The following is a 24,678-nucleotide window of genomic DNA, read 5'->3' as shown; positions in this document are numbered from 1 at the left end:
GACGTGAATCAGGTGATCTGCCCGTTCGGAATCAGGCATCAATGATGCCGTCGGCAGACACAGCGAACCATGTGACTACACGTTGTGGGGACTTACACCATGTTTCGGCGCGTTACCACGAAGGTGCTTATCCTCCTATGCGTCATGTACTGCATTACGTACATAGACCGCGTCAACGTCAGCACCGCGGCCGCGCAGTTTGGCAAGGAATTCGACCTCTCGCATACGCAGATAGGCTTTGTTTTTTCGGCCTTTGCGTATCCGTATCTCGTCATTCAGATCTTCGGCGGCTGGCTTGCGGATCGCTTTGGTCCGCGCCGGACGTTGACGATCTGCGCGTTCGTCTGGGCCGGGGCGACCGTACTAACCGGGCTGGCCGGTGGTCTCGTCTCGCTGGTGTTTGCCCGCCTGTTGCTGGGTCTCGGTGAAGGCGCGACCTTCCCGGCCGCCACCCGCGCCATGTCGAACTGGACCACGCCCGAGCGCCGCGGCTTTGCACAAGGCATCACCCATGCTGCCTCGCGCGTCGGCAATGCGGCCGCGCCGCCGTTGGTGACGTGGCTCATGCTCACGACGAACTGGCGCGGGGCGTTTGTCATTACCGGCATTGTGAGCGTGCTGTGGGCGCTCATCTGGGTCTGGTATTTCCGCGACAACCCGCGCGAACATCGCTCGATCACTTCTGTTGAAGCTGACCGGTTGCCTGCCTACAACGCGGCGAGGATAAGCGGACGCGTCCCTTGGCGCGCCCTGCTTCGACGCATGTTGCCCGTCACTGCGGTGTACTTCTGCTACGGCTGGGTCCTGTGGCTCTTTCTCGGCTGGGTGCCGCAGTATTTCCAGCATCAGCACATGCAACTGGGTAAGTCAGCGCTGTTCGCGTCAGGCGTGTTCCTGACTGGCGTGCTGGGCGACTGGCTTGGCGGCGAGCTGACTGATTTCATCATGCGTCGAACGGGCAATCTGCGACTCGCGCGCAACGTCATGGTTTCAACGTGCATGTTCCTCGCACTGCTGGCGCTTGCGCCGATCATGCTGATCCATTCACTGTCGGTGCCGCTGGCCGCACTCGCGCTGTCAGTGGGCTTCTTCTTCAACGAGATGACGATCGGGCCGATGTGGGCCGTACCCATGGACATTGCCCCTCAATACGCAGGCACCGCGAGCGGCATCATGAACATGGGGTCCGCGGGCGCGGCAATTGTCAGCCCGGTGGTCGGCGGCTGGATCATCGATCACACCGGCAACTGGAATCTCCCGTTCATCGTCTCGATGGCGCTGATGCTGAGCGGCACGCTGCTCGCTTTCGTGATGCGGCCGGATCAGCAGTTACCGGGTGAAGCGAGGAGCGAAGCGCCCGCTACCGAGTATGCCTAACGAATTCGCCTGAATCAACCGGCCTTGGAACAACACGACGGATCCGCGCGTGGCATAGCGATGAGCTTGCCGATCGGCGCGATAAAAAAAGGAAGAAGAAATGCTGAGAAACCTGTCGATTCGCGCCTGTTTGAGCGCGATGATTGCCTTCTTCGGCGTGGTGCTGCTGCTTGGCGCCGCGGCCGGATTGCTGTCGCTACGCGCGAGCAATGCGTCGCTACAGCAGATGTACACGGTCGATACACCCGCCGTCGCCGATCTGGAGGGCAGCGCCGGACAGTTGCTGCGTTTGCGCCTGGCGCTCGCGACCTACGCATCGCTTGTCGAGCTCAACGATCAGGACGGTGCCGCAGCGGTGCTCAAACGCTTCGATCAATATCAGAAGGTATCGAACGACCGGCTTGGGCATTACCTGAGGAACGCGGGGACGGACGACGACGAGCAGCGTCTCATCAAGGACATGCAGGACAAGCGTGCAACGTTCCTGCATAACGGGATCGAACCGGCAATGGCCGCGCTCAAGGCCGGCGATAAAACCGCGTTCCAGCAATTGCAGGCTCACCAGCTCCCGTCACTCTATAACGCGTACGAAAAGGCGATGCTCACGCTTGAGCAGTTGCAGATCAATCACGGCGCACAACGCTATCAGGACGCGCACGATCGCTTCTATGCCATCAGTATCGCCGTCGCGGTGGGCATGGTGCTGGCGCTGCTGTTCTCGTGGCTGGGACGCGTCGTGCTGGTGCGTGCGATCGTTCACCCGGTCGATGCCACCATCGCACAGTTCGAGCGTATTGCGAGTGGTGACCTCACCGGCCGCATCGTCATAACGAGCGACAACGAAATGGGCAAGCTCGCGAACGCGCTGCGCAAGATGCAGGACTCGCTGATCGCCACGGTGAACACCGTCCGTGCGGGAACGGAATCGATCGACACGGGTGTGCGTGAAATTGCATCGGGCAACACGGATCTGTCGCAACGCACCGAGGAACAGGCGGCGTCGCTGGAAGAGACCGCTGCGAGCATCGAGGAACTGAACTCCACGGTCAAGATGACCGCCGAGAACGCCAAGCAGGCCAGCTCGCTTGCACAAGGCGCGTCGAGCCTCGCCGCCGAAGGCGGAGAGTTGACCCAGCAGGTGGTCGGCACGATCCGTCAGATTGTCGATGACTCGCACCGCATGGCGGATATCGTTGGAGTTATCGAAGGCATTGCGTTCCAGACGAATATTCTCGCGCTCAATGCGGCGGTCGAAGCAGCACGAGCAGGCGAGCAAGGGCGTGGTTTTGCCGTGGTCGCGAGCGAAGTACGTTCGCTCGCGCAGCGCAGCGCCGCGGCCGCCAAAGAGATCAAGGGCATGATCGGAGAATCGACGGAGCGGGTTCAGTCGGGTGCGCAACTGGTCGAACGCTCTGGGTCGACCATGACGGAGATCGTCAAGGCGATTGCCCGCGTCAGCGCGATCATGAGCGAGATTGCTGCGGCGGCGATTGAACAGAGCTCGGGCATCGATCAGGTTAACGTAGCGGTTGCGCAGATGGACGAGGTGACGCAACAGAACGCCGCGCTCGTCGAGCAGGCAGCCGCAGCAGCCGGCTCGCTGGAAGATCAGTCACGTCGGCTTACGGCAGCGGTGGCGGTGTTCCGCACGGAAGCATCCCGGGCGTCAAATGCATCCGATGTGCGCGGGCGTGGCGTTGAACGGGAGCATGCGGTGCACACCTTGGCGCACTCCTGACACGTCATTTGTTGTGAGCAGGCGTGCGGGCGTTGGGCAACTCATGCCGATGTCCCGCACTGAAGAAATATACCTATCCCCGCTTTTGTGCGCCTGTGACAAATACCGCCGGGAATAACAAGCGTATGTCCATGCATCAAGCGGTTATTTAATGCCCAGCTTGTTATCGAGAGAAAAGGTGCCGGCACCGCGAGCGATCAGGTAAAGCATCAGCCCGGCCCACGACAAATGGGTAGGCCACGCGTCCGGATAAACAAACACTTCGATCACCGTCGTCATGCCAAGCAATGCGAGCGCCGAAAGACGGGTGCAAAGGCCCAGCACGAGCAGAATCGGAAAGAAGTGTTCCGAGTAGGCCGAGATATGAGCCGCGATCTCGGGCGGAATCACAGGGATCTTGTACTCGTCGCGAAACAGCGTGTAAGTGCCCGGCGTGATCGTCAGGATGCCGGACACCTTCGTGCGGCCAGACATGAAGAAGATCGCCGCGATGGAAAATCTCGCCACCAACGCGAGAAACGAATGACCGATGACTCTCGACGCCAGATCGGCGACCGCATTCCAGCGTTGGCGCAAGCGGCCGAACAACGACTCGGGTTCTAAGCGGGATGTGTCCAGCCGTTCCATTTCCATTTCGTTCTCCATCAAATGAGTGAGTGGGTAGCGCTTTCCGCGGAAAACGCGCCGGCTGATAGCAGCCCGGCAAGCATCGGTCCTACGTCGGTGCCGGGATATACATCGAGTGCGCACGTCACGGCGTCCTCAAGCGACACGCCTCGCGCGCAGGCATCCAGGAATACGCATGCGCCGGCATCGAGCGCTTGCCATCGGACAACGCCATCGACTCGCACGAGCAAAGTGCCCTCGCCGGTCCAGGCGAGTTTGTCGGGCATCATTGCTTGCTCCCGATTGACGCGCCAGATCGTGTAGGCAGGCTGATCAGGGAACCAGACCCAGCGCGCCGCGGCCTGAGGTTTAAGGACAATGTTCTCAAGCTCGTGCGCAGGCAGACTGGCGATCAGCGCCGCGTCGAGCAAAGGTTCATCGGCAGCAATGTGTGCTTCGGTCCAGAAGCGGTCCAGACGTGCCACGTTCGCCAGATAGGGCAGTTCTTTCGCGGGCTCGAAACTATCAATGAAGTCCGCAAAATCATGGCCATATCCGAGCAGGCGCGAATCAACCGGCGGAGACCGGTCGACGTAGACCGTCGCCGCCGCGCGAAACCATTCGGTGCCAACCAGCCGCTCGATGCACGGAAAGTTTGCCTGCAGCGCATCGATACACCCCTTCACGATCGTGTTCCGATACACCGCGAACCCGGGTTGCCGGACCAGCGCGGCAACCGGACCGTCAGTGACCTCGCCGCCATGAACCGCGAGGATGAAGCCGTCCTGGAACCTGCCGAGCGCGCCGGTCATGCCGGCACCCGGACGGTATCGAGCAACGCTTGCGCCTTCGCCCGTTCTTCGAGCAGCATCTTGAAGCCGGGTATCTCGTCGTCGCGTTCAATCAGCGTTGGTCGCACGCCAATCCGGTCGACGACCCGCTCGTAAAGCGACCACACAGGGTCTGCGACGGGCGCGGCGTGAGAATCGATCAGCAAGGTGCTGGAAGGGTCGGCGTCGGCGCTGTGACCGGCGAGATGAATCTCCATCACCGCGTCGCCGGGGAATCGCTCCAGGTAGTCCGCGGCATCGAAGCCAAGATTGAACGCGCTGATATAAACGTTGTTCACATCGAGCAGCAGTCCGCATCCGGTCCTGCGGCTAAGTTCACCGAGAAAGTCGAGCTCGCTCCATTCGTGTCCTTCGATCACTGCATAGTGGGTCGGATTTTCGACCGCGATCCGGCGCCCGAGCGCGTCCTGTGTCCGCGCGATGTTGTCGCTGATTCTTTCCAGCGCTTCGTTCGTGCGCGGGAAGGGCAAGAGGTCGGGGTGGTACTGCCCACGCCATGTCGACCAGGCAAGGTGCTCCGAAACCAGTGCCGGTTCGATGCGATCGGCAAGCCCCTTCAAGCGTTTCAAATGCTCGTAATCGGGTACGCAATCCGCCGCAAGCGAAAGCGACACGCCGTGCAGCGAAATGGGATGACATGCCCTGATGGCTTCGAGCCAGGCCATGCGAGGACCGCCGGCAACCATGTAGTTCTCGGGATGAACCTCGTACCAGAGACCCGCTTCGGTGCAATCGCGTGCCGCGTCGAAATGGACGGGTTTAAGCCCGAGTCCGCCGCCCATGGTGGACGCTGATGAAGGGAATCTGGTCATGATCAGCCGGCGCCTCGCGATTACGATTCCATCGGGGTGAGCGAACCGGTTCCGTGGGGCGTCTTGATCGTCGTGCAGGTGCCGGCGGGCACGTTCTTCCAGGAGTTGCCTTGAAAATCCATTTTCGCTGTGCCCGCACACGTGGTGCCTGCGCCCGCCTTGCAATCGTTGTGACCGGCCATGGACACGCCGTAACATTTTTCGACTGCGCCAGCGGTGGCAGGGGTCTGAGCGATGGCCGCGCCCGAAGCGAACGAAGCGAGCAGGACAGCAGCGGTACCGAGTTTGAGCATGTTCATTTGGAATCTCCAGAGTGGTGGTGAGATCAGGCGGGTTGCCTGTGTGAATCGATGGTGATCATCGATTCATCAAGTAATTCGACAGCAGGGACCAACGGGTTACAACAGCGAACATAAATTTTTAAATGGTTTACTATCATTAGGATATCGAATTACTTTATATAATCGGAAACTCTCATTCCATTACCACAACGAGGAGTTATATCGATGTCGTCAGCCGAGTCAACCACATCGGCGAAACTGACAGCAGCGCCGACTCTATATTCCGGTCATACCCAAAGAGAATCACGACGCCCAACACAACAAACAGCGTGCCGAGCGCAGTCTTCGATACCCTTCCCAGCGATGCAAGCATCCCGCGAGACCGAAGCAGCGAAGCGCGCGACACACCACCGAGCACCATCAGCGGAGTACCTGCTCCCAAGCCAAATACCATCATGAGCAACGCGATCTGCCCCAGGTGGGTGCCTTGCGCGGCGAGCGTCGTGGCCGCACCTAGCGTCGGTCCTACGCATGGGCTCCACACCAGACCGAGCACCAGTCCAATTCCAAACTGCGACGCAAGACCGTCACCGCTCAAGGAACTCAGCGCACCCTGCCCTACGTTGCCCACCCGTGAACCCAGCATGGCAAACACGGCTGACATACGGCGGGACAACATGACAATCCCGAACACCACCATCAGCGCGGCCGCCACGCGGCGAAAGAGCTCGGGGTCGAGCCCGGCATTCGCGCCAAGGTTGGCGAGCACCGTGCCAACGGCTGCGAACGACAAACTCAGGCCAGCCGCTAAAGCAAGCGTGCCGAAGCGATGTTTTGACACTGCAGACGCGATGAGAATCGGGATCAGCGGCAGCACGCATGGCGACATCACCGATGCGGCCCCAGCCACGAATCCCAACACGTAGGTGCCCGCCCCGAAGTCCATCAAAGGGCCGATTCGAACGTCTTGCGGATCGCGGGCTCGGTGGTTTGGCCGGTGGAACGCGCGACCTCGTGGCCCCCCTTGAACACGACGAAGGTCGACTGCTGGGTGATCTTCAGGCTCTTCTTCAACGCGGTTTCCGTGTCGTAATCCGCCTCGAAGACAGTCAGTGATTTGAATTCAGCATCTGATGACAGCTGGTCGACTATTGGCTGCTGAATCTTGCAGGTCGGGCACCACGTCGCGTGCAGATAGACAACCGTTGGCTTGCCTGTGGCAACCTGCTGGTCGAATTGCGTCTTGTTGTAAGGCGCCTCACCCGCGAAGGCGATGCTTGCGAGCGTCAGGAACAGGGATCCCAGCACCGCTCGTCCAATGATCGTTTTCGTCATGTCATCCGCCCGTTTAGTTTGTCAGTAAAGCCTGCAAAGGGAAATTCGTCGCTAAGACGAGGATGGTTACAGCGTGTCAGAAAATAATTGGCGCTTACTCTTTCACGCTGAAAGCGAGCGCAACCCGGCAAGGTGCCGGTAGCGAGTACATGATCCGCTGGACGTGATACCGAGACCCTATCCTTTTGCGGGAAAACTGCGCGATGCTGCGTGTGTCCAATGAAGAGCTTCGGTCGGCAAAGAGCGCTGCTTCCATACTCGTTGACCAGCACCGATGCCAGCACGATCGAATGAACCTCGACATCAAATCAAATTAAGCGTCGACGCCTTCAAAGTGGCCGCTGCACGCGTCGAGCAGTCGAGCTTACGAAACACGCTCTCGACGTGCGTGCGTACCGTGCTGGGACTCAGCGCCAGCACCTTTGCGACCTCCTTGTTACTCGCGCCCAGACTGATGTGACGGAGCACCTCCGATTCCCGAGGCGACAGCAGCGTTGCCTGGGCCGAGCGGGGTTTATTGCCAACCACGCCCCCGTCATACGCGTCACATTCATTCGAGGTTAGCGCACTGACAGCATCGGCATTAAATCGCCCTGCCGACGCCTGCTCGCGAAGCAGTGTGGCAGCCTCTTCGGGGGGAAACGCCTCACGCCAGGGACGCTTCGAGCGCAACGCGACCCAGGCAGCGGCTGCAGCGAGCACCTGCCCTTCACGAGCAATGCCCCCGCCTTCTGCGCCACGGAAATAGCCCGAACCGTCCAACCGCTCATAGGCAAGCGACGCAATCTCCGATTCACGAGCAAGGGCGCCGATCTGCTTGCCCGCCCGCGCGGTCCAGTAAGGAACCAGTCGCACTTTCTCCCAGGCTGCCGTGGGCAAACGACCCGGCGTATTCCATACCGTATTCGGCACTGCAGCGCGTCCCATACCGTGAATCAAGCCAGCGAGATACACGCGGCGCTCCGCCTCCTCACCCAGACCCATGCGCGCGCAGCAGGCCGCCGATGCTTTCGCCACGCGCCGTGAATAGCCGGCCATCCAGGGCAGCTTCAGGTCGATCACGTCAGCGATGATTTCCGGCGCGCTCGTTTGCTGCATTGGTTGAGTGTTCAGCGGTTCGTCATGGGCCGACGTACTCCACTGCTCAAGCTCGTCCAGCCACTTTGCCGCGCGGGACAATGCCAGTTGCGCAAGCTCTTGAGGGTACTGATGACCCGCCTTCTGCGTGATCAACACCTTTGCCTGCTCGACCCCGTAGGTCCGGCTAAAAATCTCGATATCACCGGCCAACGCGACGAGAAACACGGCATCGGGCACGTTGCCGCCCTGCATTTGATGCGGGAAACCGCCGCCATCCCAACTTTCGAAAATGTGCCGCAACGCCGCCTGGGTTGCTCCGGCCAGCCCCAGCATGCGCGCGACTTCGCCCGATACTTCGCAGTGAATCTGCGCCAGCGGCGTAATGGCCGCACCGAACCGTCCCGGGGATTCGTCATTGCCGGCCCATCCTGGCCGCATCGCCAGCATGTCCGCCCTGCTGCCGACGTCGTCTCCCAGCCACGCCGAGAAACCCGCTGCGTTCGCCGTGCAGCCCGACCAGCGCAGCAGCGACACCTCCTTCACAACACCGCACTGCGCGTCGTCGTGGCCGGCGTCGGCGGCGAGCCGCCCGGCAAGCCAGCCGGTACGCATCGAATGATCGGTGGGCTGCCCCATGCTGAGGTCGCCGACAAACGCGAGCGCCTTGACGGCGTCCAGCACCCGGATAGCAGAGTCGTCTTGCATCAGTTTCGCCTCATTTTTCGCTGTTTGCGTCCAAGCGCCCGCCCGATCATTGCAGGCTCGGTCATTTGACCGATACAAGACGTCGCCCAATCAGCGCATTCTCCAATCCGCACACTGACTGCCTTCCTAACCCGATTTCTTCAAGAGGATTGACATTATGAACACCCTGCTCAAAAAGTGCCTGGCCGCTACGCTGCTGCTCGGAGGCCTGTTGTCGCTCGGCGCATTCACGCCAGCCAACGCCGCGTCTTCGCCCGACGACCTGAAGGGCAAAAATGTGGTGCTGGTGCACGGCGCGTTCGCCGATGGATCCAGCTGGGACAAGGTTATCCCGATTCTGCAGGCGAAAGGTCTGCACGTGGTGGCGGTGCAAAATTCGCTCAGGTCGCTCGACGACGATGCAGCGGCTACGAAGCGAGTGATTGACCAACAAAACGGTCCCGTCATCCTGGTCGGCCATTCCTGGGCGGGCGCAGTCATTACGCAAGCCGGCAATGACGACAAGGTGAAAGCGCTGGTCTATGTTGCCGCTTTTGCGCTCGACAAGGACCAATCGATCAACGACGTCTTGAAGGGAAAGCCGGCGCCGCCGTGGGCGTCCGCGCTGCAGAAAGATTCCGCCGGATACCTGACACTGTCGACCGATGCGATCATTCACGACTTCGCCCAGGACCTGCCCGTTGCCCAAGCCCGCCTCGTGGCGGCGACTCAAGGTCCCTGGTTCGCGGGCTGTAGCGACGACAAAGTGTCAGAAGCCGCGTGGCATAACAAGCCGTCGTGGTGGGTATTGACGGAAAAGGACCGCATGATCCCCCCGGCTTTGCAGGCCGCGATGGCGCAGCAAATCGGTGCGACTGTTGTAAAGGTTGACGCGAGCCATGTCGCGATGCTGTCAAAGCCGGCAGAAGTCGCTGCGGCGATTATCGCTGCGGCACGCGCAGCGCAGTAAGCCGGGGCGAGGCTCTTGGCGAAGTTCTAAGAGAATCACGCCAGGAGCCTTCGCCTTGCGTCATACGGTGCACAACCATTTCGTATAGCTAAACGAAGCTAAAACTGCTGAAAATTCAACCTTATACCGCTGTAAAGCCAAAAAGCTTCGTTGCGTTATCGACCAGAAGCTTTTGGCGCAGGTCTTTATCCGGAGCCCAGTTGTTGACCAGGGCGAAGTTGCGGCCTTCGTCTTCCTCTCTAAACGCCTCGATGTCCGTCGGCTTCGCGTTCGCGGGCCGTTCGCTACCCCCGGTATGCGGCCAGTCGCTACCCCAGATGACTTGATCGGGTGCGCCGAGCACCAGAGTCCGGCCAATCGCGATTGTGTCGGCATAGCCGGGCCCAAGGAGCGAGATCTGATACGGGCCTGACAATTTCACGAAGACCTTTCGAGATTGCATCAGGCCAATGAGCGAAGACATGCCCTCCTGTTCAGGCCCGTCTGCACCCTTCGCCAATCCAAAGTGGTCGATAACGACCGGGTGGGGCTGCACTTGAATGCGTCGGGCGAGTTCGGCAAGGATCGGCAAAGCCGCATAGATCTGGATAATGAGGTTGCGGCCATCCAGGGTCTGCACGGTCTCTTCAAGGCGGGTAATGGCGCTGTCGAAATTGCGGTCCCGCCCTACCTCGAGATTGATCCGGACGCCGACAACTCCCCCGCCCATCAGGTCGTCAATCTGCTGCCCGGAAAACCGTTTATCGATAACGGCAACACCCCGCGCGTCAGCGCCCAACTGCTTGAGCGCGTCCAGAAGGCATGCGTTATCGGTGCCATACACACTCGGTTGTACACAGACGGTGCGCCGCGCATGAATTGCCGCGTGGAAGCGCCTCAAGTCTTCAACCGTCGCCGACGGTGGCGTGTATCGTCGCTTGGGGGAATAAGGAAACTTCGCTGGGTCGAAGATGTGGCAATGCGAATCGACCACATTCGGCGGCACCTTGAAACCGATGGGGGACATGTGTCCCAGTTCTTTGCCCATGACTTTCTGAAAACCCATTAGCGATGTTGCGCCGAGTGCCGCACCGGAAGCAACCAGCCATTGCCGGCGATTGACCATGCCCCGTCTCCTAGGCTTGCTTCCCCGAAGGGGCAGCCCTGTTTTTGATTGTTCTTGCGGGCGCACATCAGCACGGCGCCCGCGCTCGATTTTCAGCCGGCGATGATCTTCGCTACTTCATCGCTAAACGCCTTGCAACCGAACCTGCCGCCAAGATCAGGGGTGCGCGTCTCGGGATTTTCAAGAACCTTGTCGACCGCAAGATCCATGGCTTTACCGGCTTCAACCAAAGCCGGCTTGCCGTGGTGCTCGCCCATCCATTGAATCAACATTGCGACGGACAGGATCATCGACACCGGATTTGCGTTGTCAGTGCCTGCAATGTCAGGGGCAGAACCATGTTGGGCTTGGGCGCAGCAGTGCGTATCGCTTGCCATCATGGAGCCGGCCAGACCCAGGCTGCCCGAGAGTTCGCTTGCCAGGTCGCTGATAATATCGCCGTAAAAATTGGTCGCAACCAGTACGTCAAATCGCTCCGGACTCCGTACGAGATGCGCTGTCGATGCATCAACCAGGAGGTCATCGAGCTGGACTTCCGGAAAGTCCTTTGCCACTGAACGGACGCATTCAAGGAACAAGCCGTCCGTCATGTGGAAGCTGTTTGCTTTATGTATCGCCGTGACTTTCTTCCTGCGCTTCATCGCCAGTTCGAACGCACGACGCGCAATACGTTCGCTGCAGTGCCGGGTGATCTTGCGCACGGAGAGTGCCATGTCCGGGGTGGGCATCATTTCTCCCCAGCCCTTGCTCATGTTTCGATCCGGATAGAACCCTTCGGTTGCCTCGCGCATGATGACGAGATCCATGGTCTTGCCTTCGCGCATGTTCGACGTGAGAAATGGGCGCGTGCGAGCCGGTCGAACGTTCGCATACAGGTCCAGGCCGATGCGAAAGCCGGCTGAGACATTACGGCCGCCCTTTTCGGGAACGGGATAGTCGGCGTGAGATTGCGTTCCGAGAATGATGCCGTCGTAGGTCTTGGCTTTTTCCAGCACTTCTTCCCGAAGCGTCGTGCCGTACTTGTCGAGACTGACAAAACCCACTTCGTCGTAATCGAAACTCAGACCGAGACTGAATTTCTTGTCGGCCGCCTGCAGCGCTGCCATCGAGGCCGCAGTGATCTCCGGGCCAATGCCGTCACACGGCAAAACCAATAGTCGCATTTGAATCTCCAGAAAAGTTGGGTATTTACATCGGCGCCGCGATGCATTTGCTGTGCTAGGTTTTTGGGGCGAGCAGCACCATGCGCTTCGACACGGTCGGGCTCTTTGCAAGCGCCAATGTCTCGTCAGCATTTCTGTTTTGCAATCCGTCACCTGGTTTTTTACGTCCGATGATGAGGATGACCACGCCGCTCAATGCGAGCCATCCGCCCAGTGCAGCCAGTGCCCAGACATATGAATGCGTCGCCTCGCGGATCCACCCGGTCATATAGGGACCGGCAAATCCACCGAGATTGCCGACGGTATTGATAAAGGCAAGACCCGCTGCCGCCGTTGAACCGGAGAGCATTGCGGCCGGCAATGTCCAGAACACGGTGTTGGATACCCAAAGGCCTGTCGCGGCTACACACAGCCCAGCCATGGCAAGCCATGGATTGCCGGCGACGGCTGCAACCACGAAACCGGCAGCGCCCAGGAATGCGGGCAACGCAATGTGCCACTTTCGCTCCCCGGTTTTGTCGGAGTGCCGGCCGATAGCGATGCTTGCCAGCGCGGAAAAAATATAGGGGACCGCAGACGCAATACCGGCTTCAACCGTGCTCAACGACCCGAGGCTTTTAACGATCTGCGGAAGCCACAATGTGATGCCGAAGAACGCGAGCAAGACGCAGAACTTGGAGAAGGCGAACGCAACCGTGGGACCATGAGTGAACACATCGGCAACGCGAACCGGGCTGCCTGTCTTACCCTCTTTCGCGCGTGTTTCCTCGCCTATCTTGGTGCTTAACCAGTCGCGCTCATCGGCCTCAAGCCACTTAGCGTCCTCGGGCCGTTCGGTCAGCCAAAACAACGTGACGATGCCGATAATAATCGCGGGAATCCCTTCGATAATAAACAGCCACTGCCATCCGGCGAAACCGCCAAGATGATGGGCAAAGTGCAGGATCGTGACCGAAAGCGGACCGCCTAATACGACCGAGATGGGATTTCCAAGCATGAATACGGTAATGGCTTTCCCGCGCTCCTCGGCGGGGAACCAGCGCATCATGTAAAACAGCAGGCCCGGAAAGAAACCCGCTTCAGCGACCCCGATCAATGCGCGTAGTGAGAACAATGTCCAGGTGTTGAAAACGAAGGCCATCAAGGTCGCCAGGATGCCCCACGTGATCATGATCCGCGCGAGCCAGACGCGTGCCCCCACCTTTTGAAGAATCAGGTTGCTCGGAATCTCGAATGCAACGTAGCCGACAAACAGAATCCCGGCCGCAAAACCATACACGCTTGGACTCAGGCCCAAATCCTTATTCATCTCCAGAGCCGCGAAGCTGATATTCACTCGATCTAAAAAATTGATTAAAAACATCAATATCATGAACGGAATGAGGCGGCGAGATACCTTCCTCATGGTCCTTTGATGAATCTCCGATTTCACGTCATCTCCTCGCATTTCTCTTGGCTTGAATGCCTTGGCTGCGATCCCGCATTCCTACCTGCAGCTCCGTGGCCAGCAACTTCTTCATCGCGGCGTCCCCTGCCCTGTGCGCTCACTGCCTTACGTGTGTTGCTAGGTCAAACAACCGTATACTTTGTATAAAATCGTACGAACGTACAATATTGGGCGCGGATTTGCGAGAGACGCCTCCTGTCGAATACCGCAGCAGTCTTCTGAAATGTTTTCGGCACCCGCTGATCGAGCTCATCGATAACAAATGTACTTCAAAACCATGAAGTACAATGTAAGTCACAAACATGGGCAATGTCAGTCTCGTTAACCCGCAATAATGAATTGACTTCGAGACGGTGGAACAGCGCGCGGCGCTTAACGCCTGAGAATGGCTTCAGGGTGCTGCATCGCTCAACAACAATGAGTAAGCGTGTCCAAGCACCCTGATTCGATGACTTTGCTATAGATGTGCTTCAGGCTGGAGGCGATCAATCGCCTCTTGTTCTTCTTTGGCTTCCGCGCGCGCTTTGATCTTGCTGACAATGTCCAGATGCCGCCGCAAGAATGCAGCCGCATGGTCTCGCGCTCCGCTTTCGATCATGTCGAGCAGTTCCAAATGCTCCTGACATTGCCGCACGAGCCGCGGCCGGTCGGTGGCCGCTTTGTATTCCATGAAGCGGCGCAGCTGATTTTGCCGCTCGATCGCCTCGATGAAAAACCGGTTCCCCGAGCAACGTACCAACATCTCGTGGAATTCCGAGCCATTTTTAAACAGCATGGACCTGGAGACCTTGAAAATATCGCCTTCCAACATGTCCTGCTGGATCTTGCGCGCCTGGGCGAAGGCGGCTTTATCGATGCGGAAACCAGGCTCCATCAGCGCGGCAGGCTCGATAGCCATGCGGAAGCGATAGCTCTGTATATGCGCTTCCGTGTTGTGCAAAAAGGGATTGATGCGCCATCCCTGACCGGGCTTTCGCGCAATCATCCCCTCGTTCGACAACCGGGAAAGGACCTTGAGCAACTGACCGCGCGGCATGTCGTACTTGCGCAGCAAAGCGGCCTCATAAAACTCCTCTGCAATCTCGCCATTCAGACAATCGTCTGCGACACGCAAATAGAAATCCTCCAGCGGATCTACGCCGAAGGGCAGTTTGCTGATGTCGATGCCGTGCGCGTCGACCGCGAGAAAAATCCCGCGATTCGGCTCTTTTACGACGATTCCAAATTGTTCGAGCAGTGCAAGCCCTCTGCGCACGGGCGTCCGCGACAGTCCGAGTTCGGCCGCGAGTGCTTCTTCGCGCAGATGCTCGCCCGCGGGTAGCGCGCGAGTCCTCGCAATATCAATGATTTTTGCCGCCACTTGGTCGGCCAATGCGCTAGTTGTCTCGTTTTTCATCGCAGAACAATTCGAATGTTCACTGTTAATTACCACAAATCCGATGCGGGCACATGATGTAGGCACTCAGGAACATACATCCATATCAGGTCTTCCCGGAGACCCTGTACGCGTGTACCGTACTACAGTGCAATAAAATGCAACTTCCAACATTCTCAAAAAATGACAAAATCATCCCGGATTTCATTAATCCACGCGACACCGCTCGCCATCGCGCCCATTGCCGAAAGCTTTAAGCGGCTCTGGCCGGAAGCGAGCGTTTTTAACATCCTGGAAGATTCCCTCACGGCAGATCTCAAGGCCGCTGACGGAAACATCGCGGCGTTGACGACGCGATTCGTGGCATTGACACGTTACGCCGTCGATTCAGGAGCGGATGGCGTCCTGTTTACGTGTTCAGCGTTCGGGCCGGCTATTGACGCGGCGCGTGCGGAAGTATCGGTACCGGTTCTTAAGCCGAACGAGGCGATGATTGCGCAAGCGCTCGCACGCGGTTCGAAGATCGCGCTGATGGCGACGTTCGCCCCTTCTATCGCCCCGATCACCGCGGAATTCGAAGCGGCCGCCCGGCAAGCTTCAAAGACGATTGATCTGCGGAGTTTTTGTGTCCCGGAGGCCTGGACAGCGTTGCAACAGGGGGACGCCGGAACACACGATCGATTGATTGCGGAGGCCTCGGCGCAAGCGGCGGATTGCGACGTCATCTGCTTCGCACAATTCTCGATGACTAGCGCTGCGCCTGCTACGCAAACCAGCTCGGGCCGACCGGTCCTCACCACACCGGATAGTGCTGTGACGAAGCTGAAAGAGATTCTTACAGCTCGCAATCATTGATTTTTAACTGCAGGAGCCTGCGATTATGTTAGTGGCAGGACGACCCACGGCGATGGTGACCGTTAGGTCGAAGCGCAGGATAACTGATTTATTCTCTACACGGCTATCTCTCAGCACTTACGCTGCTTTATCCGCATAGTCAGCACCTGTCACGCCGGTTTCAGGTATTCGTAGAATGGCCTAAGGCGCTACTAAAAGCGAGTATTGCTGGAGAAGCAGCGTCAGCGGGTTCTAAAATCTGACGTGCAATGTCAACTGAACCGGGACGATCAAGGACAAAGCCATCCGCACCGCCACGCTTAGCGCGCTTCATTTTTCTCTGCCCGGTACCACTTCGGGTAGAACGTTTTCACGGCCTCCCCCTCGGTTCGCAACGCATGGCAGCCGTCCAGCTGAAACGGCTGCTGCTCGTTCGATGCGTTGATCTCCTCGCTCATGGTCTGGAACGCAGCTGTCGCTACCCCGCCGATCAACTCAGTCAAATGAGTGCAGCCCTTCGTGCCGCCGAATAACGCGCGCGTTTCCCGCATGAAACCGGCCTTCAGCGTCAAGCCGATCAGCTTCTTATATTCCGGACCGATCACATCGCAGAAACCGGGATAAGGAACGACCTCGGACTCTGCATGGGCATCGACGATCAGAAAATTTGTGTTGACCGTGATCCGCAGGCGCATTTGATGAATCGCTTCGCCAGCAAGGCGCACTACACCGCTCGAGTAGCGGTCGTAGGTCTTCGTATCCTTGAGCACGCCTTCAATGTCGTACAGACCATCCGCGCGCCGGAAGCCGCTCAATTCGATTCGGCGCAGGTGGAGCAGTTGGCGATCCATCGAATCAATGCTGGTCATTCGCGACCATTCGGCTCGCGACAATGCGTTTCGCTCGATCGACAATGGGTTTATCGACGAGTTTTCCATCGACGGCAATTGCGCCCTTCGGATTCTCCGCGAGCATCGCCAGCACGCGCTCGGCCCAGGCGAAATCCACGTCGCTTGGGGTGAAGCCCTGGTTCACCGCCTCGACCTGTCGCGGATGAATACAAAGCTTGCCGCCGAAGCCAAAGCGCCGGCCGGCAGCGACATCGGCGGCAATCAGATCAGCGTCATCAATCGATAAAGTCACGCCATCAACAGGCGCCGCCAGCCCGGCAAAACGCGACTCGATCACGAATTGCGAGCGCACGTAATCGAGCTCACGGCCACTGCCCTCCACGCCGGCATCGACGCAATAATCGAACGAACCGAATGCAAGCCGCGAGACCGATTTTTCGTGCGCGATACTGCGCATCTGCACGACGCCAACCACACTCTCAATCAATGCAATCAGCGACACGCCGTCACCGCAACGCGATGCAACATCGGCCAGTTCACTCGCCACTTCGGCCTTGGGCACCATCACGCGCATGACCGGCGACGCACGCACCATCCTCACATCGTCTTCATGCCACAGTGTGCCGAACGCATTCACGCGAATCATCACACGCGGCTTGTCCACGTCCGGGAGACCGGTTTCAAGCCATTTCGCGAGACCCTCGCGGGCGTGGACTTTTTCATCGGGTGCGACTGCGTCTTCCAGGTCGATCACGACCTGATGCGCGGCCGTCGCGAGCGCCTTTGAAAAACGTTCCGGCCGATCTCCGGGTACGAAAAGATAACTGCGTAGGGACATGCCTGGCTCCTGACTTGAAGCGTCATCCGTTGAGGTGTTATCCGGCATTCCAGTCGCGCTGAAAAGTCTCGGAATAACTGAATCGGTCGGCCGGATGAATGCTGATTGCGGCTTCAACCACTTCGCCGCGCTGATTGAGGTATCGGCGGCAAAGCCAGAGCGCGGGCGTTCGCGGCTTGACGTTGACCAGCGTGGCGACAGCCGACGGCATGGAGATCGCCCGGATCTCCTGCTGCACTTGCGCAATGCGCTCGCCGAACTGCTTTTCGATCAGCGTATAGATCGGCACATGCGATTCGTTTTCGCTCACCACCAGTGAACGAAACGCCGGTTGAATAAAAACTTCGGTATGACAAATCGGATCAGGACTGCCACCCGAGCGCCGCAAGCCCGCGATCCGCAGCCACGTCTCACCGGGCTTGGCTGTCAACATTTCGCAGATCTTGGGGTCCCGAACCTCCGATGTCTCCTTCGATAAAATCTGCAGGACGGTATCGGCCGTATAGCGATGCAAATCGCTCAGTTGCTGCATGACCTGCCGATACCCGCTCTCAGATCGCACGGCTTTGACTGTCGTGCCGACCCCCGCCTGCCGCACGACCATGCCCAACTGCACGAGTTGCTTCACCGCTTCGCGCACGGTCGAACGGCTCGCACCGAACTGCTCGCACAGTTCGAACTCGGTCGGGATAGTGGAGCCGACCGGAAAGCGGCCGCTCTGAATTTCATTGATGAGCGTCTGCGCCAATTGCATGTAACGCGGTTGCTGACCCAGGACTGTGACCATCGGCTCTTGCGGGAAGGTAGGTGGACGGAGTGAACGGGACGCACCCGCCCGTCCAGACTCGTCACGCAACGCTTCGGCGCTCATTGCACGACGGCCTTCTCGCGGAGCGAGGCGATCCGATCAGCATCGTAACCGAGTTCCGCGAGCAACCTGTCCGTGTCCTGCCCTAAATCGGGCGCCGCGCGTAACGGCAACGGCTCGTCAACCCGGACTGGCGCCGCCACACCGCGAATCTTGCCGAAGCGTGGATGCTCGGCATTGACCACGCCCTCGCGCTCGGCCACGAACGGATTGTCGAGCGCCTGTTTGACGTCGTAGACCGGCGCAGCGGGCACGCGGCCGCCAAAACGCCTCAGCCATTCTTCCGTGGTCGCGGTGGACAGCGCGGCATCGAGTTCCTTTTCCAGCAAGTCGCGATTAGCCAGCCGCGCCTTGAAGTTGTTGAAACGTTCGTCCGTGACCCACGACGGTTTGTCGAGGACTTCGGCTAGCACGCCCCAGAACTTCTCCTTGTTGCACATCAGGAAGATCCAGCCGTCCTGCGTCTTGTACAACTGGCTCGGCGTAAGCGACGGATGCGATGACCGGCGGTCGCGACCGGTCACCACGTCCCCGTTCAAATACCACGTCGCGACATAGGCGAGATTGTGCATGGCGACATCGAAGAGACTGACGTCCATGTCCCGGCCGATGCCCGAGGCACGCGCTTGCACGATACCCGCGAGCAACGCCATGGCGGCAGTCGTACCCGTCATCAAGTCGATGATCGACAGGCCGAAGCGCGCCGGTGGACTATCCGGCTCGCCCGTCACCGACAAATACCCGGCCTCCGCTTGCATCAGGTAGTCATATCCGGGCCACGACGCGCGGCTTCCCGTACGCCCGTAAGCCGACAGATGACCGCAGACAATAGCCGGATTTGCTTCCTTCAACTGGTCGTAAGTCAGCCCGAGTTTCGCCGGCAGGTCGCCACGCAGATTATTGAAAACGGCGTCGCTTTTCTTGACCAGGTCGAGCAGCACCTGGCGTGCTTCCGCCTTCTTCAGATCAAGCGTCAAGCTGCACTTGTTGCGATTGAACGCCTCGAAGAAATGGCTATCGCCTTCGCCGAAAAAGTACGGACCGACCGCGCGGCCCACGTCGCCGCCTTCGCGGAAATTCTCGACCTTGATGATTTCGGCACCGAGATCGGCCAGATGCTGGGTCGCGAACGGACCCGCGCCGTACTGTTCGACCGCGACAATACGCACGCCAGAGAGCGGCAAAGTCATATCGGATTCCTCGCAATCAAATTCTTGGCGATGATAATTCGCTGCATCTCGTTAGTGCCTTCGCCAATGCATAACAGCGGTGCATCGCGATACAAACGCTCGACATTGAATTCCTTCGAGTAGCCGTAGGCGCCATGAATCCGCATTGCCTCAATACTGTTTTCGAGCGCCGCCTCAGTCGCGAAATACTTCGCCATGCCGGCTTCCATATCGCACCGTTCCCCGCGGTCATAGGCAACCGCAGCGGCTTCGGTCAGCAAACGCGCCGCCTGCACGCGGGTCGCCATTTCGCCAAGCTTCAACGCAATCGCCTGATGCTCGCAGATCGGCTTGCCGAAGGTCTTGCGTTGCTGGGAATAGGAAACGGATTCGTCGAGCGCGGCTTGCGCCACACCCACGCCGCGCGCCGCCACATTGATACGGCCCAGTTCGAGACCGCCCAATATTTGCTTGAGGCCGCGCCCTTCCTCGCCGCCAATCACATGCGAAACCGGCACGCGAAAATCCGTGAAGGTCAGCTCGCACGTATCGATCCCCTTGTAGCCCAGCTTCTGAAGCTTGCGGCTGACTTCGAAACCGGGGCCCTTTTCGACCAGCAGCAGTGTCATGCCCTTGTGACGCGGTTCCGCCTTGGGGTCGGTTTTCACCAGCAGCGCAAGCACGTTGCCATGCAGACTGTTCGTGATCCACGTCTTGCTGCCATTGATCACGTATTCATCGCCTTCGCGACGGGCGACCGTGCGGATTGCCTGCAGATCCGTGCCGCAATCCGGTTCCGTCAAGCCGATGCCACCGCGCAATTCACCCGTCGCCATGCGCGGAAGGTAGGTGCTCTTTTGCTCCGCGGTGCCGTTGCGCTGTACGGTCATCGCCATGATCAAATGCGAATTGATGATGCCGCTCACCGACATCCACACGGCCGAGATCCGGTCGACTATCTTCGCGTACGTCGATGTCGAGAGACCCAGTCCGCCATATTCCTGAGCGATGAGGCAGCCGAACAACCCCATGTCCTTCATCTTCTCTACAATCTCGTGCGGGTATTCATCGGCCGCTTCAAGCGCGTGGACATACGGCTTGACTTCCGTCTTGAGAAAACGGTCGAGCATGTCGAGAATCAACACCTCGTTAGCCTTCGCCTCTTCCGCTGTCTCTGTCTTTTCTACGTCAATGGTAGCCATGAAATCTCCTGCCTTGAAGGCGTGAAGTATTGATTCTCGAGGACGATTCAATCGGGACGACGCAGCACGCCCGCGAGCGCCGACACCGGAATACGGTCGAGATCGAGAACCGCATCGCGAACTTGAGCGGCGCGTTCGTGTGAGACCGCGCGCCGGGCGTTATCGAAGAACTTGGCGACGATGTCCTCGTTGCTCAGCGGCCGGTCCGATGATCCGCGATTGATCGCTTCACGCTGGACGAGACGACGCCCGTCGCGCGTGAAAACGATCACCTCGCCGGTGTAGTGACGCGGGAATGTGGATTCGTGATCGACCTCGTAATTGACGCGTTGCGCCAGCGACAACACAGCGGGATCGGCGAGCGACGCCTCGTCGAGATCGTCGAGCGTGAAACGTCCCTTGAGCAATCCGGTCGCCACGATGTACGGAATGCTGAACTGCGCGTCGTAGCTGTTCGCCGGCCGCTTCTTGTTCGATACCGGCTCGCAGACCACGTCCACGGTCGGACCCGGCACACGCACGATCACGTTCTCGATTTCATCGCCGGTAAGTCCGTGCTGCTTGTGCAGCTCGACGGCGGCGTCGGACGAAGCATGCGTGAAATGGCAAGCGGGAATGGGCTTGAGCGCGACGTGGTCGATTTCCCATTGATCGCCGAGCCCGGCTGTCGCGATGGAAAGATCCGGCAACGCGTCATCGTTCAGATGCAGCGCATAGAGGCCGTAGCGGCCTTCGTACGGCGCACCCGGCCCCACGAAGCCATGTTTGGCCAGCGAGGCCGCCACGGTGCCGCTGACAGCCGCCCAGCCCGGATGCAGACGCTTGGTCCACGCGCCATCCTGCAGGAACTCGAGACTGCCTGACGCCATGGACAGCGCGATTCCCTGCGCATGGGTCGCGCTTGCTTCGTCGAGCCCCAGCAGGCGCGCGGCGGCCAGCGTGCAGCCGAATGCGCCGGCAAGTCCAGTGGGATGAAAACCGGCCTTGTGGAAGCCGCCTTGCGCGACAGCACCCACTCTCGTGGAGACTTCCATCGCGCACAGATAGGCGGTCAGAAGGTCAGCGCCGCTCGCGTTCTCGCGCTCGCCCAAGCCAAACACGCAGGGCAAGGCGCTGGCAGTCGAATGGATCACGCCGCGTGCGTGGGTGTCGTCGAAATCGAGGCCGTGGATCAATACGCCGTTCAGGAGCATCGCGTCGCGCATGGCGAGACGTTCCGAATGCGCGAAGACCGACGCTTGGCCGCTGCCGAGTTCCTGCATGGCGGCCAGGGTGATGCGTGAGTAATTGAAGGTCGCCGTCGCGAATGCAAGGCCGATGCTATCCAGCATCAAATGCTTTGCGCGTTCGCGTACCGCTTGCGGTACATCCGACAATTGCAGGTTTGTTGTAAAGCGGGCAAGCGCGGCGGAGATGGAAGTCGAGTTCACCGTGCAATTCCTCCTTGCTTGAAATCGAGGTTGGAGTCGAGTGCATCTTCATCCGGCGACGCCGCTTCGAGTGAATACTGATTCGCATCTACACCCAGCGAAACGATCGCCACGATCAACAGGATGAGCACCCCGGATACCATGCCAAGCACGCCGAACAATCCAAACTGGGCATAAAGCAGGACGGCGATATAGGACGTGGTCATTGATGCAAGCCGGCCGCACACGCCTGCCGCACCCGTTCCGCGCAAGCGCAATGCAGTGGGGAACAACTCAGGCACGTAGCCAAAAAGCCCGAGCGTGACAATCGCGAAAATGCAGCTCACGAGCACGAATCCGACACAGGCAATTGCGGCGTTGGCGACCATCTGCGGATAGATGAAGCCAAGCACGATTGTCATGAGTGAGAAGAACACGAGACCCTTGGCTCGACCCAAACGGTCCGCGCAGAGGAAGCCCAGTACCGCGCCAAACGGCGCGCCGAACGACATCAGCGTGGTAAAGCCAAGCGATGTCACCACGTCGCGCCCTTCCTTTACAAAGAACGTCGGCAGCCACGCCACGAAGCCGTACACCGCAACATTCACCGCGATCGCGGTCAGGGCCGCCGTCAACGTACGGCCGATCATGCCGCGCCGGAACAGCGCGCTAAACGGCAATTGTGGAACCTCGAGATTCTGCGTGCGCGCGCATTCGGGCAACGGCCCGCGCTGCTTTGCCACCTCAGCTTCAATCGCGCTCACGGTGCGCTCGGCCTCGTCGAGCCGGCCGACTGATTCCAGCCAGCGCGGCGACTCGGGCATGCTGTGACGCAGCGCCCAGACAATCATCGCGCCAACGCCCGCAATGCCGAACATCCAGCGCCATCCCAGAGTGGGGATCACGACATAACCCACGCTCGTTGCGATCACGAGTCCCGAGTTGACGATCAATCCGAGCAGCGATATCCATCGTCCGCGATACGCCGGCGGGATAAATTCGCACAGCGTTCCGGCCGCGACGACCAACTCGGCGCCCAGCCCGATGCCCATCAGGAAACGGCAACCGATCAACCAGTAAATGCTCGGCGCAAAGGCTGCTGCGATCGACATCACGCCGAACAGCGCGAGGTTGAACTGGTATGAAGAGCGGCGTCCAAACCGGTCGCCGAGATAGCCCGACAAGCCCGCTCCGATCACCATGCCGCAGAATCCCGCCGATACAAACAGCGCGTTGAGCTGAAGCGTCGAGAAGCCTTGCTTCATCATTGCAGCCGCAACGCCGCCGGCAAGATACACGTCGAACGCGTCGAGGCACGCGCCTGCGCTGATCAGGCCGAGGATCTTCCAGTGGAAGGCGGCCATCGGCAATCTGTCCAGCCGTGCACCTGAGCTTACGAGTTGATTCACAGCGGTCTCCTTACTGTGAGAGAGAGGTGAAACGTCGTTCGTTCTTGAGCCGAATCGACATTTTTTGGCGAAGGCGGCGGTCTTTCTAGTCCCCCGTGCCGTGGCCTTTCTTGGCGATTAACGCAGTGCGCACGAAATCCATGACCGGCGTGCCGTCCTGCTTGAATGCGCGCGTATGGACCGTGACGATGCCTTGCGTGGGACGTGACTTCGATTCGCGTTTTTCAAGCACTTCAGATTCGGCGTACAAGGTATCGCCGCAAAATACGGGACCTGTCAGCTTGATCTCCTTCCAGCCGAGATTCGCAATGGCCTTGCCGCTGACGTCGTTCACCGACATGCCGAGCACGATCGCGACCGTCAGGCCGCTATTCACCAGCAGTTGTCCGAACTCGCTTTTTGCGGCGTGCGCGGCATCACAGTGCATGGGGTGAAAGTTCATTGTCAACAACGAGAAGTGGATGTTGTCCGCCTCGGTGATCGTCCGGCCCGGGCGATGTTCGTAAATGTCCCCGACCGTGAATTCCTCGAAGTAACGGCCATAACTCGCGCGATAACGTTGCTTCCCCACTTCTTCGGCTTGCATGCTCGGTGCTCCTGTCTCAATTGTTTGTTTGTACGGACAAAGTATCTTCCCGATGTATTTATGCGTCAATCGAGGGTATGTACTGAGACGTGGCGTGCGGGGTTCCTATGAGGAATCGAGCCGGATGATAGAAGCCGAAACGAGGGTCGCACGGTATCGGCCTGCTGGCCAAGATGGGACAGCGCGATTTGCGCAGGCGCACGCCAGACCTGCATCAACCCTTCGAGCGGGTGGGCAATGTCCTCAATCAGGAATAAAGCGCCGGATACGGATAGCGCACAGACGAAGAGCGTCGCGACAGCCGTTCAGTTGTTGGCGCTGGCCAGACCGAAACCAGCGAACAGGATACCGAACCAGAGCACCAACACCGCCAGGAATGGCGTTGGTATCGCGCCCTGTCCTGGTCGAAACAGTATCCAGCGCGTTTCCGCCAGGTCGTGGCTGCGGGACAAGACCGCCGATCAAAGCATGCGCTGCATGCTGTTTCGCGGCGCCAGTTCTCGAAGCTTTTGCTGAAATTGCTCGATGTGCCGAAGTCGACCAAACTCACCGGGGCTGACAAAGACCATGGTGAGTGCTGGGAAGCTACACCCACATCGCAGCGCGATCGTCTCTGGTCGGCCATTCCCGCCGTTCGACACCAAGGGCCGCGAGGACCGCTTTCACGGTCCAACGGTCATTCCTGCCT

General features: G+C 59.2%; 23 protein-coding genes and 1 pseudogene. 5 read left to right on the top strand and 19 right to left on the bottom strand.

The features are described 5' to 3' along the window. The first annotated feature begins 99 nt into the window (after positions 1-99). Positions 100-1,377, top strand: a complete 1,278-nt coding sequence (locus tag GSQ93_RS06720; protein WP_158934841.1) for an MFS transporter — start codon at positions 100-102, stop codon at positions 1,375-1,377. 100 nt (positions 1,378-1,477) lie between these two features. After that, entirely contained in the window at positions 1,478-3,115 is a 1,638-nt protein-coding gene (locus tag GSQ93_RS06715) for a methyl-accepting chemotaxis protein (RefSeq protein WP_158934840.1), read from the top strand. A gap of 144 nt (positions 3,116-3,259) precedes the next feature. Here GSQ93_RS06715 and GSQ93_RS06710 read toward each other — a convergent pair whose 3' ends face one another. The 7 genes from GSQ93_RS06710 to GSQ93_RS06680 all read right to left on the bottom strand — a co-directional run bounded on the left by GSQ93_RS06710 (position 3,260) and on the right by GSQ93_RS06680 (position 8,785). Continuing rightward, positions 3,260-3,748 (bottom strand): DoxX family protein, encoded by a 489-nt coding sequence (locus tag GSQ93_RS06710; protein ID WP_254073783.1) that lies wholly within the window; start codon positions 3,746-3,748, stop codon positions 3,260-3,262. Positions 3,749-3,759: 11 nt separating this feature from the next. Continuing rightward, positions 3,760-4,533: a DNA-binding domain-containing protein gene (locus GSQ93_RS06705; RefSeq protein WP_158934839.1), complete on the bottom strand. Its 774-nt coding sequence runs from the start codon at positions 4,531-4,533 to the stop codon at positions 3,760-3,762. Continuing rightward, positions 4,530-5,384, bottom strand: coding sequence for a DUF692 domain-containing protein (locus GSQ93_RS06700; protein WP_158934838.1), 855 nt, complete (start codon positions 5,382-5,384; stop codon positions 4,530-4,532). Before GSQ93_RS06700 ends, GSQ93_RS06705 begins: the two co-directional genes overlap by 4 nt. A 20-nt stretch (positions 5,385-5,404) precedes the next feature. Beyond that, positions 5,405-5,683, bottom strand: a complete 279-nt coding sequence (locus tag GSQ93_RS06695) for a DUF2282 domain-containing protein (protein ID WP_158934837.1) — start codon at positions 5,681-5,683, stop codon at positions 5,405-5,407. Between the two features lie 199 nt (positions 5,684-5,882). After that, a complete protein-coding gene (locus GSQ93_RS06690; protein ID WP_158934836.1) occupies positions 5,883-6,611 on the bottom strand; it encodes a cytochrome c biogenesis CcdA family protein in 729 nt (242 codons plus the stop codon). Continuing rightward, positions 6,611-7,000: a thioredoxin family protein gene (locus tag GSQ93_RS06685; RefSeq protein ID WP_158934835.1), complete on the bottom strand. Its 390-nt coding sequence runs from the start codon at positions 6,998-7,000 to the stop codon at positions 6,611-6,613. The genes GSQ93_RS06690 and GSQ93_RS06685 overlap by 1 nt, the downstream gene beginning before the upstream one ends. Positions 7,001-7,303: 303 nt before the next feature. Then, complete coding sequence (locus GSQ93_RS06680; RefSeq protein WP_158934834.1) at positions 7,304-8,785, bottom strand: HD domain-containing phosphohydrolase; 1,482 nt, start codon at positions 8,783-8,785, stop codon at positions 7,304-7,306. A 157-nt stretch (positions 8,786-8,942) separates the two neighbouring features. Between GSQ93_RS06680 and GSQ93_RS06675 the strand changes: the two genes are divergently transcribed. Continuing rightward, a complete protein-coding gene (locus GSQ93_RS06675; RefSeq protein ID WP_158934833.1) occupies positions 8,943-9,734 on the top strand; it encodes an alpha/beta fold hydrolase in 792 nt (263 codons plus the stop codon). Between the two features lie 121 nt (positions 9,735-9,855). Here the strand turns inward: GSQ93_RS06675 and GSQ93_RS06670 are convergent, their stop codons facing one another. The 4 genes from GSQ93_RS06670 to GSQ93_RS06655 all read right to left on the bottom strand — a co-directional run bounded on the left by GSQ93_RS06670 (position 9,856) and on the right by GSQ93_RS06655 (position 14,821). Then, positions 9,856-10,839 carry an amidohydrolase gene (locus tag GSQ93_RS06670; RefSeq protein WP_158934832.1) on the bottom strand — a complete coding sequence of 328 codons (984 nt, stop codon included), beginning with the start codon at positions 10,837-10,839 and terminating at the stop codon, positions 9,856-9,858. A 92-nt stretch (positions 10,840-10,931) separates the two neighbouring features. Next, positions 10,932-12,002: an isocitrate/isopropylmalate dehydrogenase family protein gene (locus tag GSQ93_RS06665; RefSeq protein WP_158934831.1), complete on the bottom strand. Its 1,071-nt coding sequence runs from the start codon at positions 12,000-12,002 to the stop codon at positions 10,932-10,934. A gap of 55 nt (positions 12,003-12,057) precedes the next feature. After that, positions 12,058-13,365 carry an MFS transporter gene (locus GSQ93_RS06660; protein ID WP_301952049.1) on the bottom strand — a complete coding sequence of 436 codons (1,308 nt, stop codon included), beginning with the start codon at positions 13,363-13,365 and terminating at the stop codon, positions 12,058-12,060. 541 nt (positions 13,366-13,906) lie between these two features. Continuing rightward, positions 13,907-14,821 (bottom strand): GntR family transcriptional regulator, encoded by a 915-nt coding sequence (locus GSQ93_RS06655; protein WP_216857580.1) that lies wholly within the window; start codon positions 14,819-14,821, stop codon positions 13,907-13,909. 186 nt (positions 14,822-15,007) lie between these two features. Here GSQ93_RS06655 and GSQ93_RS06650 point away from each other — a divergent pair, with 186 nt between their 5' ends. Together GSQ93_RS06650 and GSQ93_RS38000 are read left to right on the top strand one after the other, a co-directional pair. After that, on the top strand, positions 15,008-15,679 hold the full coding sequence (locus GSQ93_RS06650; protein ID WP_158934829.1) for an aspartate/glutamate racemase family protein: 672 nt from the start codon (positions 15,008-15,010) through the stop codon (positions 15,677-15,679). 116 nt (positions 15,680-15,795) lie between these two features. Then, a pseudogene (locus tag GSQ93_RS38000) lies at positions 15,796-15,921 on the top strand (LysR family transcriptional regulator); the annotation flags it as partial. Positions 15,922-15,978: 57 nt separating this feature from the next. Here GSQ93_RS38000 and GSQ93_RS06645 read toward each other — a convergent pair. The 8 genes from GSQ93_RS06645 to GSQ93_RS06610 form a co-directional block, all read right to left on the bottom strand. Then, entirely contained in the window at positions 15,979-16,527 is a 549-nt protein-coding gene (locus GSQ93_RS06645) for a DUF2889 domain-containing protein (protein WP_254073781.1), read from the bottom strand. Continuing rightward, positions 16,514-17,347, bottom strand: a complete 834-nt coding sequence (locus tag GSQ93_RS06640) for a CoA ester lyase (RefSeq protein WP_158934828.1) — start codon at positions 17,345-17,347, stop codon at positions 16,514-16,516. The genes GSQ93_RS06645 and GSQ93_RS06640 overlap by 14 nt, the downstream gene beginning before the upstream one ends. A 37-nt stretch (positions 17,348-17,384) precedes the next feature. Beyond that, positions 17,385-18,218, bottom strand: a complete 834-nt coding sequence (locus GSQ93_RS06635) for a GntR family transcriptional regulator (protein ID WP_254073780.1) — start codon at positions 18,216-18,218, stop codon at positions 17,385-17,387. After that, the gene (locus GSQ93_RS06630; protein ID WP_158934827.1) at positions 18,215-19,405 is read right to left on the bottom strand and encodes a CaiB/BaiF CoA-transferase family protein; all 1,191 of its coding nucleotides are present in this window, start codon (positions 19,403-19,405) and stop codon (positions 18,215-18,217) included. The genes GSQ93_RS06635 and GSQ93_RS06630 overlap by 4 nt, the downstream gene beginning before the upstream one ends. After that, positions 19,402-20,586 carry an acyl-CoA dehydrogenase family protein gene (locus tag GSQ93_RS06625; protein ID WP_158934826.1) on the bottom strand — a complete coding sequence of 395 codons (1,185 nt, stop codon included), beginning with the start codon at positions 20,584-20,586 and terminating at the stop codon, positions 19,402-19,404. The genes GSQ93_RS06630 and GSQ93_RS06625 overlap by 4 nt, the downstream gene beginning before the upstream one ends. A gap of 47 nt (positions 20,587-20,633) precedes the next feature. Continuing rightward, positions 20,634-22,016 carry an MmgE/PrpD family protein gene (locus tag GSQ93_RS06620; RefSeq protein ID WP_158934825.1) on the bottom strand — a complete coding sequence of 461 codons (1,383 nt, stop codon included), beginning with the start codon at positions 22,014-22,016 and terminating at the stop codon, positions 20,634-20,636. After that, on the bottom strand, positions 22,013-23,404 hold the full coding sequence (locus tag GSQ93_RS06615) for an MFS transporter (protein ID WP_158934824.1): 1,392 nt from the start codon (positions 23,402-23,404) through the stop codon (positions 22,013-22,015). The genes GSQ93_RS06620 and GSQ93_RS06615 overlap by 4 nt, the downstream gene beginning before the upstream one ends. 85 nt (positions 23,405-23,489) lie before the next feature. Beyond that, complete coding sequence (locus tag GSQ93_RS06610) at positions 23,490-23,990, bottom strand: MaoC family dehydratase (protein ID WP_158934823.1); 501 nt, start codon at positions 23,988-23,990, stop codon at positions 23,490-23,492. Between the last annotated feature and the right edge of the window lie 688 nt (positions 23,991-24,678).

The sequence above is a fragment of the Burkholderia sp. S171 genome (assembly GCF_009766085.1).
In the GTDB taxonomy this organism is placed as follows: Bacteria; Pseudomonadota; Gammaproteobacteria; order Burkholderiales; family Burkholderiaceae; genus Caballeronia.
Note: the sequence above shows the minus strand (reverse complement) of the source record. Positions and strands in the feature narration are given on the sequence as shown.